Origin of the sequence: Photobacterium minamisatsumaniensis (genome assembly GCF_050336695.1) — a bacterium.
In the GTDB taxonomy this organism is placed as follows: domain Bacteria; phylum Pseudomonadota; class Gammaproteobacteria; order Enterobacterales; family Vibrionaceae; genus Photobacterium; species Photobacterium minamisatsumaniensis.
In genome coordinates, this window is sequence record NZ_JAKJSI010000067.1 from 16,097 (window position 1) to 27,683 (window position 11,587).

At 42.7% G+C, this 11,587-nt stretch carries 13 protein-coding genes and 1 riboswitch; of the genes, 4 read left to right on the top strand and 9 right to left on the bottom strand.

Annotated elements, in window-relative coordinates:
• Window positions 1–59: 59 nt before the first annotated feature.
• The 9 genes from L4D78_RS26715 to L4D78_RS26755 all read right to left on the bottom strand — a co-directional run bounded on the left by L4D78_RS26715 (window position 60) and on the right by L4D78_RS26755 (window position 7,843).
• On the bottom strand, window positions 60–455 hold the full coding sequence (locus L4D78_RS26715; RefSeq protein ID WP_428469740.1) for a hypothetical protein: 396 nt from the start codon (window positions 453–455) through the stop codon (window positions 60–62).
• Between the two features lie 282 nt (window positions 456–737).
• Window positions 738–1,328, bottom strand: a complete 591-nt coding sequence (locus tag L4D78_RS26720) for a TfoX/Sxy family DNA transformation protein (RefSeq protein WP_428469741.1) — start codon at window positions 1,326–1,328, stop codon at window positions 738–740.
• Window positions 1,329–1,456: 128 nt separating this feature from the next.
• Window positions 1,457–1,561, bottom strand: a riboswitch (cyclic di-GMP riboswitch).
• 201 nt (window positions 1,562–1,762) lie between these two features.
• Window positions 1,763–2,776: an HTH-type transcriptional repressor PurR gene (purR, locus tag L4D78_RS26725; RefSeq protein ID WP_428469742.1), complete on the bottom strand. Its 1,014-nt coding sequence runs from the start codon at window positions 2,774–2,776 to the stop codon at window positions 1,763–1,765.
• 462 nt (window positions 2,777–3,238) lie between these two features.
• Window positions 3,239–4,090 carry a heme ABC transporter ATP-binding protein gene (locus L4D78_RS26730; RefSeq protein ID WP_428469743.1) on the bottom strand — a complete coding sequence of 284 codons (852 nt, stop codon included), beginning with the start codon at window positions 4,088–4,090 and terminating at the stop codon, window positions 3,239–3,241.
• Window positions 4,087–5,124 carry a FecCD family ABC transporter permease gene (locus tag L4D78_RS26735; protein ID WP_428469744.1) on the bottom strand — a complete coding sequence of 346 codons (1,038 nt, stop codon included), beginning with the start codon at window positions 5,122–5,124 and terminating at the stop codon, window positions 4,087–4,089. The genes L4D78_RS26730 and L4D78_RS26735 overlap by 4 nt, the downstream gene beginning before the upstream one ends.
• A 17-nt stretch (window positions 5,125–5,141) precedes the next feature.
• Window positions 5,142–5,978 (bottom strand): heme/hemin ABC transporter substrate-binding protein, encoded by an 837-nt coding sequence (locus L4D78_RS26740; RefSeq protein ID WP_428469745.1) that lies wholly within the window; start codon window positions 5,976–5,978, stop codon window positions 5,142–5,144.
• On the bottom strand, window positions 5,975–6,397 hold the full coding sequence (locus tag L4D78_RS26745) for an ExbD/TolR family protein (protein ID WP_428469746.1): 423 nt from the start codon (window positions 6,395–6,397) through the stop codon (window positions 5,975–5,977). The genes L4D78_RS26740 and L4D78_RS26745 overlap by 4 nt, the downstream gene beginning before the upstream one ends.
• Window positions 6,394–7,098, bottom strand: coding sequence for a MotA/TolQ/ExbB proton channel family protein (locus tag L4D78_RS26750; protein ID WP_428469747.1), 705 nt, complete (start codon window positions 7,096–7,098; stop codon window positions 6,394–6,396). The genes L4D78_RS26745 and L4D78_RS26750 overlap by 4 nt, the downstream gene beginning before the upstream one ends.
• A gap of 19 nt (window positions 7,099–7,117) precedes the next feature.
• A complete protein-coding gene (locus L4D78_RS26755) occupies window positions 7,118–7,843 on the bottom strand; it encodes an energy transducer TonB (RefSeq protein ID WP_428469748.1) in 726 nt (241 codons plus the stop codon).
• A gap of 447 nt (window positions 7,844–8,290) precedes the next feature.
• Here L4D78_RS26755 and hutW point away from each other — a divergent pair, with 447 nt between their 5' ends.
• From hutW to L4D78_RS26775, 4 genes are all read left to right on the top strand, one after another.
• Window positions 8,291–9,661, top strand: coding sequence for a heme anaerobic degradation radical SAM methyltransferase ChuW/HutW (gene hutW / locus L4D78_RS26760; protein WP_428469749.1), 1,371 nt, complete (start codon window positions 8,291–8,293; stop codon window positions 9,659–9,661).
• Between the two features lie 47 nt (window positions 9,662–9,708).
• Entirely contained in the window at window positions 9,709–10,236 is a 528-nt protein-coding gene (hutX, locus tag L4D78_RS26765; protein ID WP_428469750.1) for a heme utilization cystosolic carrier protein HutX, read from the top strand.
• A gap of 2 nt (window positions 10,237–10,238) precedes the next feature.
• Complete coding sequence (gene hutZ / locus L4D78_RS26770) at window positions 10,239–10,796, top strand: heme utilization protein HutZ (protein WP_428469751.1); 558 nt, start codon at window positions 10,239–10,241, stop codon at window positions 10,794–10,796.
• A gap of 207 nt (window positions 10,797–11,003) precedes the next feature.
• The gene (locus tag L4D78_RS26775) at window positions 11,004–11,399 is read left to right on the top strand and encodes a hypothetical protein (RefSeq protein ID WP_428469752.1); all 396 of its coding nucleotides are present in this window, start codon (window positions 11,004–11,006) and stop codon (window positions 11,397–11,399) included.
• Window positions 11,400–11,587: the final 188 nt, after the last annotated feature.

Consider the following 11,587-nt stretch of genomic DNA (forward strand, 5'->3'; position numbering starts at 1 on the left):
AAGACCTAATTAAGAGCTGAATTATTTCACTGAGTGATGAAAAAAGTGACTTTGGCCGTTTAGTTGATTACTAATTGAACGGGACGGTCATGTTGAGCTTGGGTGACTATTTTATTTGGCTGGGGTGACGTCAAAGTAATATAGCCGCAAGCTAAAATAGGCACAACGGCAAGTAACATTGTTTTACCGATATGATAGTTACGGTACCAATACTTTTTTGAGCGTATTTTTAACAGTAGTCCCCATGTAAGGAGTAGGGCGTTAAAGCCTGAAACGTAAACAAGTACATCGTACATCATTGGCATTGAGGCCATGTTGTTATTGATAAGAACGAGTACGGTGATAGGGGGAAGTAAGCTGAGTAAAACGAATAACTTCATTAGTCGAGGCCATTTACCAAACTTATCCTTGAACATCTGATCAGTTTGTCCGGGAAAAGGTTTGGTACAGTTCATAATGACCTCCGAAAATATATGCTGTTATTTTACGGTCTTTATAAAGTAATGAAAGCTTGTTGAGTGTTTTGTAAACAGCTTTGTGAGGCAATTCAATCTTTCAGATATACTGACAATTAATTGTCATTCATGGGGTGTACGAAGCAAACTGAACGTGCGGTCAAAGCCTGACCATGCTATCGAGGAGAATAATGGTGCTGAGGCATAATAGTGAGCAAGGAACACTCGAAATGATGCATTAACAAGAGGCATATCACCTCTTGTTAATGGTACTAAGCGGGGTTAACTAAGCTTTGAAAGCAGCTCTGAGCGACGTTCTTGCGGAATAACTGACCAATGCTGGCCACTAATTGCACCTTCTAATGCCCATAAAAGATCAATGCTTACAGTGCCTTGATGGGTATCTTGTAATGCCCTAAAAGCGTTAATCGAACCCGCTTCAAATAATGCATCGACACTGATAATCCCTGCTTTTTTTAGCATGCGTTCGTTTGCGAGTCGTAAGTTAGGTAGATCTTTTATACGTTCTGGTCCTGCCTTACTTTTTGTTTCTTTGTCTTCTTTTGCCGCTTCAAGAGAGCGCTTAGCTTGGCTAAGTATTTTAGTTGTGTCTTCCCACCATTCATCTGGAATTGCAAAATGCTTGGTAACAACAGGAAATCCACGTTTCTTATAAATATATGGCTTTAAGCCTGCCTGTTTAAAATCTTGTTCGTTTTCAGCGTTGGCACGAAGATGAAGTTTGTCGTTAACAACGAGTGCAAACATTGTTTCACCTGCGAATATGCCAAATCCGCCAAACATCGAGCGTGATTTTACGTTGTTGAAACAACTAAACAGTCGTAATGAATTTTTAAGTACTGGTTTGTCCATGCTTCTTCTCGGTGAAAAAAATCTAGGGTCACCTAACAACAGAGCGAGGATTTCAGATTAGCAAAATTAACAAAAGAGTAATGTCAGAATCATGTAAAATATGACGCCTGATCACTATTGCTATATCCATCGGCAACCCCGCTACCTTAAGTCGAACTAGTTATTGAAAACTATAGACTCTTAGGCCGGAAGCTTTGCGTCCCAATCTTTCGAAAGGTTTGCCTTGTTCGTGACTGTTTAAGAATATCGCAGAAGCAAAATTTGAACCTGCTCCCACTTTTAATAGCGTGACCTTGCTCCCATAAATTATTTTATCTTGTCTTTATTTAATTATAAAAAGTGCCAAAAGTTGAGTGAATATTCTAATTAGGCATGCTATAAGCACAAAAAAACGGAGGGGGAAGCCTCCGTTCTTATCGTCATCAATCCGCTTGTTATGAATTGGTGTTTCGGTTTATCACTGATTTTCTAATCACAAGCTCTGGTATCATTTCAAATATACGGTGCTCATGATCTTTATCTTTCACTCGTTCTAACAGGATTTCGATAGCTGTTTTACCAAGGCGGCGCTTGGGCTGGTGAATCGTGGTTAGGGGTGGTGAAAAGTATGGTGCTAAATCAATATTGTCGTAGCCGATAATTGAAATATCTTCAGGTACACGAATACCAGCTTGTGAAAATGTACTGATCATGCCCATCGCCATGATGTCATTGAAGCAAAAAATCGCCGTTGGACGTTTGTCCATTGCAATGAACTTTTCAGCGGCTTCAACTGCCGATTCACATTCAAAGTCACCTTCGAGTACCCAATCTGGGTGTACTTCGAGATCGGCTTCAGACATGGCTTTTTTAAAGCCTTTTAATCGTTCGCGACAAGCAGCTTTATCACTGTGGCCGGTTAAGCAACCGATAGCTTGATGCCCATGTTCAATAAAGAACTTAGTCGCGACATAGCCGCCTAACTCAGCATTATCTTGAATTTTATCTGTGTGAGGACTCTCTGGGCCCCAATCCATGACAACCATAGGCAAATCTTTTTGGCGCTCTAATAGACCGAGTAGGTTTTCATCCAAGTCTGAGCACATGACCAACAAACCATCAACGCGCTTTTCAGCCAGCATGCGTAAATAATCACGTTGCTTCTCAAGGTTACCTTCAGTGTTGCACAAGATAAGTGTGTAACCAGCGCCGTAACAGTACTCTTCAACACCGTGTACGACTTCAGCAAAGAAAGGGTTGGTCGATTTTGTAACCAACATGCCAATAGTACGGGTTGTGTTGCATTTTAAACTACGCGCTACAGCACTCGGAGCGTAGTTTAGCTCGTCAACTGCAGACAGTACTTTTTTTTGCGTCGCTTCTGCGACAAATCGCGTTTTGTTAATCACGTGAGAGACGGTGGTTGTAGAGACACCAGCCATACGTGCAACATCTTTAATCGTTGCCATATTTATTCTTCTAATAATAAGGGTCAAAAGACCTAGGTAATTTTAAGCTTTACTCAATAGAGTAGTGCACTGGCTATACGTTCAATACAGTTCACTGTTCTGTTGAGTACAGATAACAGAAACGACAAAAGGCCGCGACACGAATGGGCGGCTTCGTTTCTTTTCAGTATTCACGTTTATTGCGATTTAGGCTTTGCAATTGTTGCATAGTGTAATCGCTTGCGCTCTCATTTTACTCAGTGTAGCAAAGAGTGCAATGTTTCTTGCCTTAATAAATTAGGATTACTGGTGAATTGGATAGGTTTGATTGATTAATGGTCAACCATAAATCTAGCGAATAATTCCAAGAAACCAATAAAGATAGGTTTATAAAGCCTTTTTAGTTTGATTAAGAAGGCTTTAAAGGAAAAAGAGAAGGTATAAAAAAGAGATGTTTTTATTTTTTTTAACAACAACTTCCTGTTAAATGGCCAGTTCGAACTTTGACTGGTGTTCTTCAATTTCATGGCTGGATGTTGCAAGCACAATAGGATAATTATCGATCGGGTGGTGTGTAATGCAAACAGGCCAACCATAAACGCGTTCGATCGTTTTCGCTGTTAAAGCGTCCTTCGGACAACCATCAGCTTGAATTTTTCCCTCATTAAGAATGACTAAACGGTCTGCATATTGCGCTGCTAAGTTTAAATCGTGAATCACTATGATCACCGCAGCCCCAGACTTCGCTAACGACTTTGCGACTTGAAGGGTTTTATGTTGATGCGCTAAATCGAGTGCTGATGTTGGCTCATCAAGCATCAGAATACACTGCTCACCAGCGCGACTGAGTTGAGTCAGTACCCGTGCAAAGTGCACGCGCTGTTTTTCTCCTCCAGAGAGCGTAGGGTATAGGCGACAACTCAAATTTGTGACATCGACTTGAGCCATTTTTTCTTTAGCAATACTTACCGTTTCCCGATTGGTCAGCGCTAAGGGGAGACCACCCAGCTCAACAACTTCTTGCGCGGTAAATGCGAAGGTTAGGTTACTATGCTGAGGCAACACACCAAGGTGTTTTGCGAGTTCAGCTGGTGGCCAAGTGGCACGGTTTTTACCAAAAAAGGAAACATGGCCTGTAGATTCTTGTTCACCACATAATACTTTCAAGAGGGTGCTTTTACCTGCACCGTTAGGACCTAGCAAGGCGGTAAGTTCACCACTTTTGATCTGAATAGCTAAATCATCAAGGAGTACTTTATCACCCAATTTAAGGTTAAGCCCTGAAGCATCAATAGCACATTTTGTTTCAACGCTATTTTTTGTCATCAAGCTCATGACATTTTCCCTTTTTGTTTTACGAGCAGGAAGATAAAGAAGGGCGCGCCGAGTAGGGCTGTAATAATCCCAACAGGCAGTTCAGCCGGTGCAACTGCGATACGTGCAAGCATATCGGCAACCAAAAGAATTAATGCGCCAAGCAGAGCAGATAATGGTAAGAGCACTTTATGATTAGGCCCTACGAGCATTCGACCAAGATGGGGGACGATTAAGCCAACAAAACCAATCACACCGGTGAGTGAAACAGCAATACCAACACCTGCAGCGCAAAGTAAAATCAGTAACCTTTTCAGTGTTTGTACATTAACCCCCATATGTTTTGCTTCTGCTTCTCCGAGCAAAAAGGCGTTGAGTGCATTTGCATTGCGATCAAACATAAACATCAGTACGGCAAGAGTAATATAGGAAAGCGTGATGCCAGGCCAAGTTGCCCCTGCAAGTGATCCCATGCTCCACAGTGATAAATCTCGTAGTGCTTGGTCGTCAGCGTAATAATTCATCAGGCCAAGCGCAGCACCTGATAGTGCCCCGATAGCCACACCAGCCAGAAGCATCACTGTTACAGAAGTACCGTTTTTGTCTGTGCCTAAGTAATAGACAAAAAAGGTACTGAAAGCCCCGCCTAAAAAAGCAAAAACGGGAACGGTGGCTAGTGTTAACAACAGAGGAAATGATGCTGCAAGCGGAGCAAAAAACACAATAGCTAATGCCGCGCCTAAGCTCGCTCCTCCTGAAACGCCGATAATACCTGGGTCGGCGAGGGGGTTACGGAATAGCCCCTGCATAACAGCACCGCATAGCGCTAATATCGCACCAATTGCCATTCCAAGTAATGTTCTCGGTAAACGAATTTGGTTAATTACAATTTGTATATGTTGGGGCAGATCCGATTGCCAAGGCATTAAGGCTTTGAAACTATCAGTGAAGGTGATTGCCATCGGACCGATGACTACTGATGATGTAATGGCAAGCAACAGCAGTACGAGGCCAGTTGGAAAAATAATACGTGTCGGAATACGGTATAACTGCATAGTAATAAATGCTTATATTAATTTGGATAGAAAACGGTGTTTAAACGTTCAGCTTCGCTTAAACTTTTCAGCCCCAAACCGCCGATCAGAGCAGTTCCATCGATCATAGCGAGGGCTTTGTTTTGGCCTGCTGGTGTTGCGACGAGTAAAGGCATTTGTTTAAGCAGCTCATCAGCTGAACCGATTTTACTCATGGTACGCGAACTCAGCAGGATGATATCAGGCTGCATTTCCACCATTGATTCCAGTGAAATCGGCTTATAAGACTCGACGGCATCTGCTGCTGGGTTTATTGCACCTGCAAGGCGAATTACGGTGTCTGCAGTAGTATTGCGGCCAGCAACATTGGCTGGGCGACCTTCGTGGATCATCAGGAAAAGTACTTTCTTTTTGTTATCTTGAGTCGCTAGGTTGGCATTAATGGCAGTGACTTTTCCCTTCACCTCGTTTTTTAATGCTTTTGCCTTGCTTGAGGTATTTGTTAGTTCGCCGACTTGATCAATACGTACCATTAAATCTTCAACGGTTTCACCAGAGTTCAGCACGTCTACTTTGACTCCAGCCTGCTTGAGCAAATCAAGTGTGGTCTGCGGCCCCATTTCATTTGAACCGAGTAGTCGGGTCGGGGTGAGCGCGATAAGGCTTTCAGCAGAAAGCTGGCGGTGGTAGCCCAGAACTGGCATATCGTCATCGACCATTGATTTGCTGGTTACGTCGACAGCAACAAGTTGTTCTTGAGCATCCATGGCATTTATGATTTCTGTAATGGCTGCCCCCGCACTGATAATGCGCTCACTTGCGAAGGTAGATGTAGCGGCAAAAAACAATATAGTTGCCAAAGTGAAACGCTTCATGATTTGTCCTCTTCCATTAATAGCTGGGTTGCTTTGATGTCGTTTTGTTGCAAGAAAGCGAGTAGTCTGAGCATGTTTTCTACCGATCCAGCCTTGTCTGCACCAATGACAACAGGCTTGTCAGGGCTGGTTTTAACTTCTTTTAGTAGAGCAGCATTAAAGGCATCCCAATTATCGAATTCATTGCCTTGAAGTGCCCAATAAGGAGGGGCTGCGGTAATGTTGACTGTAATAGGATCAGATTCGGTTTCTTGTAATGCCTGAGTTTCTGTTTGCGGTAACTCGACATCAAGTGATTGTAATTTCACACTGGCAGTAAGAAGCAGAAATACCATGACGATGAAAATGATATCCAGCAAGGGAGTTAAATCCGGTTTTAACTCATCGCTGTCAGGAACACTTTGGTGGGTTCGGATCATACCTCGACCTCTGGTTGTTCAGTCTTAACGACATGTTGCTGAGGCGTTTGCTGCTTAGGGGAACAGGTAGGGTCGAGTGATAAGCCTTCTAGCCATAAGTTACAGTGGTTAAGGCTATGCTCAAGCTTGGCTGTCACATTATCGGCCCATAAACCTAATAATTGCGCGCCAGTTATCGCTGGTAAAGCGATTAATAGTCCAGCTGCAGTTGTCCTCATTGCTAGACCAAGGCCGTCAGCCAAGTCGTTAGGCGTGACAGCACCAGTACTCATGGCAATGCCTTTAAACATATCGATTAGGCCGAGAACAGTACCAAGTAGGCCAAGTAATGGACTGATCACACCAATTAAGCCCAATAGACGCAGGCCAGAACGTAATTGAGTTCGCTTTTGTTGCAGCCAGATCCCAGCGGCATCTTCGCGAAGTGGCTTGGCAAAGTGACGGTGAGAAATAAGCATTGAAACGCCCTTAAATAGTAAAGGCCGCTTCGATTTAAGATCGTTAGCAAGTGTATCTAGGCTACTCTCATCGTTACGGTTATATGTTGTTAAAATCACATTGATTTTACTACGGCCGACACCAGTGCAGAGGAGTACTTGAACGCAACGTTCAATAAGGATCATGACGGTTAGGGCTGAACACAGTAGTAAAGGTACTGTCATTAAACCAAATTGGTTTTGTAGGGAGTGAAACATTTCCATAAGAGAATCCAATTAATATTTAATCCAATTTAAATCGAACAGGGATTTGTACGCGATGGGCAATGGCTTGACCATCAACTACGTGTGATGAAAATCGCCACCTTTGAATGGCTTTCAGTGCTGCTTCGTCTAATACAACTGTGCCTGATGAATGGACTAAGCTGTGTCTAACTTGCTTACCTTTCTCGTCAATCCAAACTTCGACAAGTACCTGACCTTCTAACCCACGTCGTTTAGCTATTCGTGGGTATTTAACTGGGCTGGGTCTTGTCGCAAAAGTCGGCTTACTCACCAGCTTGGGTGAGTTGTTTACGCCTGAGGCTATTTCTGATTTAGGCTGCTTTTTCTCTGGTTCTTTTTCTGAAACTGGCGATTTTTTCTCGACAATCGGTTGTTTTACTATTTGCTTCTCCACCTTTTCAACAGGCTTCGGTGGCATTTTCTTCGTTATTGGTTGGGTAGTTTTCTTCGGTTCAGGCTTTTGCTCCGGCTGTGTTTTCTTCACCAGTTTTTTTACTTCAGTTTCTTCTTTTACTGGTTGTGGTGCCGACTGTGGTATCGGTGGTGGCTCACTTACTGCTGGTGCTGACTGAGGAGTAGGGGCTGAAACTAAGTTGAGTGACACTTTGGTGGAGTCGACACCCATAGGCATAGCCATAACCATTTGGTTAGGTATTGCAGAAAGCAAAACACTGTGTAAAGCGACAGAAATTGCGCCAGCGATGACATATCTCTTAGTGTTCACGAGAAACCCCTAATCATGCACGAAAGTGCTACACGTTCTTGTTATTGAATGACTAATAGTTATTAAGTGCTTTGTTATTAATAACCGTAATCAAGAATGGTTCTCATTATCCACGTAATCGAAATAATATCAATTATCATTTGCAATATTATTTACAGGTGATTATGATTTAACGCAAATAATAGTGCTTCTCATTCTCTTATGGGCGGGAGTTCTTAACTGAGGTTGAAGAAGCACGACAACAAGGGCTAAGCCCATTAGAAAGTAGTCATGCACGTATGCTCAACGTGGCATCAGGTGATACCCAAGTGATTTGGGTATATTGGCGTGTTGCCAAATGATTTTTAGCCTGGTGGAAGACAAACTGGCAGTTGCGATACCAACTACAAAATAAATCGGTATTGCCCTGTTAAGGAGGAGCTAGTCAGGCTAGCTCAAAAGTTATAGATGAATGAACAGCAACCAATAAATCCTGAAATACTGACAGAAGATGTGATTGGTAAACATACTCCCGATCCGCTTCGTTATGCATTTGCTAACAAACGCTCAGCACATGCTGGTGGAATGAGTGCAATGGTCGCTGAAGATCAGCGCCAGATATTAGCGACAGATGCCTTGTCGGAGATACCTGAAGCTCCGAAAAGTCGTTGCCTTTATATTCATATTCCGTTTTGCCGTGTTCGTTGTACGTATTGCAACTTTTTTCAATACGCGTCTAGCCAAAAGCTGATTGAAGATTATTTCGAAGCCTTAATGGTTGAGCTTAAAACTAAAGCAGCAATGCCTTGGACTCAAGCAGCTCCTTTCCGTGCGGTATATGTTGGTGGTGGTACACCAACTGATTTAAGTGCTGAACAGATCATGCGTTTAGGCAAAATGGTTCGATCTCATTTCCCACTTGCGACCGATTGTGAAATTACGCTTGAGGGACGCATTAACCGTTTTGACGATCGGATGTTTGAATCGGCATTGGAGGGAGGGTTTAATCGATTTTCATTTGGTGTGCAGAGCTTTGATACCACGGTACGTCGCAAAGCCAAGCGACTAGATGATCGCGAACCAGTACTTGAGCGAATTCAGGCATTGAGTGTAACGAATGCTGCACCAATTGTTATCGATTTACTGTTTGGCCTTCCTTATCAAGATATGGCTGTGTGGCAGCAAGATTTAAATGATTTCCTTGATAGTGGCGCTCACGGTGTAGATTTATACCAGCTGATTGAGATGGGCGGGACGCCGATGAAGGGAATGGTTGAGAATGGTAAGCTGCCAGAGCCTGCCGATACGCCAGCGAAAGCATCGATGTTTGAATATGGTGTTAACTTTATGGCGAAACATCACCTACGCCGGTTAAGTGGTAACCATTGGGCAAGGGATAACCGCGAGCGCAGTATTTATAACAGTTTGGCGAAGACATCTGCTGAAGTTCTGCCATTAGGGGCTGGTGCAGGTGGTAACGTAGGTGGTTATGGGTTTATGCAGCACCGTACGCTTGATGCTTATATTGACTCTATCAAAAAGGGTGACTTGCCCTTAGCAATGATGACCCAATCATCACCGCAAGCTGCGCTTCATTCAGAAATTAAAGCAAGCTTTGACCGCGGGTTTTTGTCGGCTCGTGAGTTTGAGTATAAGTTTAAGCAAGATATTTTTGTTTTATGCATGCCGTTATTTAAAGCTTGGCAGAAAAATGGCTTAGTTAAAATTGAAGACGGTTATCTGTCATTGACTCTGGCTGGAACATTCTGGTCGGTTACGCTCGCTCAGTCGATGATCCAAGTCTTACAACAACATAATATGAACAAGATTGCTGCTTAGCAGTCCCCCGATTTAGAAATGTACACTGAAGTACTAGGAGATACATTGTGTTCGAGAAAATCTCATTTGATGCGCTGAAATCACAAGTTGCTGAACAGCTTGAAGCTGACCCAAAATTGCACGCTATGGCGGTTGCTGAAAGGCTGGGGGTAACAGAGGGGGAAGTGGTTATGGCATTTCCAGAAGATCTGGTTGTTGTCACTTCTGGTGATAAGGCGCAAGCGATCCTAGAAGATCTACCGAACTGGGGGCCTGTAACAACGATCGTTCATTCAATGAGCTCGATATTTGAAGTAAAAGCACCATTTCCAAAAGGCAAGGAAGCGCGTGGCTACTATAACTTAATGGGTAAAGATGGTGAGCTCCATGGTCACCTACGCTTAGACTTAGTGACGGACATTGCATTAGTTAGCAAGCCATTTATGGGGCAAGAAAGTTACTTCATTGGCTTCTTTGCGCAAGGTGGTGAGTGTGTATTTAAGGTCTACCTAGGTCGTGATAAAAAGCGTCAGTTATTCCCTGAGCAAATTGAAAAATTCAAGCAACTAAAACAAGCGTTCCACGGAGAAAAATAATAATGAGTAAAGTAAAGCAAGAGCGCCTTCAAAACCGTTTGGGCCCTGAAATTAAAGAGTTTCGTGAAGCTTGCCAAACTATTCAGTTGGCAACTGTAGATGCAGATGGTAAGCCTAATGTCAGCTATGCGCCTTTTGCATTGCTCGACGATGGTTACTATGTACTGATCAGTCAAATTGCAAAGCATGCCCGTAACTTGTTAGCGAACCCACAAGTGTCGTTGATGATGATTGAAGACGAAGCAACATCAAAAACGATTTATGCGCGTAAGCGCCTTACGTTTGAAGCCAATGTTGTGGTTGTAGAACGTGAAACAGGAAAATGGCTTGAAGCTGTTGCTTCATTAAAGGGGCGTTTTGGTGACATTATTGACGGGTTAAGTGGCTTAGAAGATTTTAAAATGTTCCGCTTTGAACCCACCCAAGGCTTGTTCGTGAAAGGCTTTGGGCAGGCTTTCCAAGTAAGTGGGGATGACTTAGTTGACTTTGTTCACTTACAAGAAGGCCATAAGCGCATTAAAGATGGCAGTGAAATAACAGAACCAACAGAAGAGCTGTAATGTCTATCGTATTAGCGTAAGCAAATACAGTAGTACAATAAAGCCCGCAATAGATTAAACAGCCTAGGGATGCTCACCTAGGCTGTTGTCGTTGTAAGGGTTCTGGCGGATAGTATTGATCGTGATCATCTTCTATTTTTTCATTACTTGATGAAGCAGAAATTCGTGTGATAATTAGACTAACGAAAACTATAAATGGATAAAGTTATGTCAGATGATACGAATAAGGGTGTTCGGTTCGCGTATATCGCTAGTTTTTTAACGCCTTTAACCTTGATGATCTCAGGTATTGTTGCGGTGATTTATTCAGCCTACAAACTTAATAAGTGCAATGATGAGCTTAGCTACAGTCATTACTACACCATAATTCGAACGTTCTTTTTGTTCTTTACTTTTTTTATCGTGTTAGGTGTAACTGCTGCGACGACGACAGGAATGATTGCAGGGGCAGAGTATTGGGTATACAGCCCTATATTACATAAAGTACTGCAAGCCATCCCTGTTGTGGGTCTTGTGATTGCGGCTTTGGCTATTGTTAAGTGGTTTCTTCAGCACATTAAAGGTATGAAGCTACTTAAAGCAAATCAGCCGATGGAGCTATAATTTAATTATTAATGTRAACAGTTGATTTTTGAAAGCCGGTGTTTATGCATCGGCTTTTTATTATTACGTTCAATTTAATACGATAACACTTATCGTATTAATCAATTTTTCTTACCGACTTACRAAAACAAATATCATTTTTATAGCTGTATTTAAAATGAATTATCAAAGACTGTTGCCAATTAGTT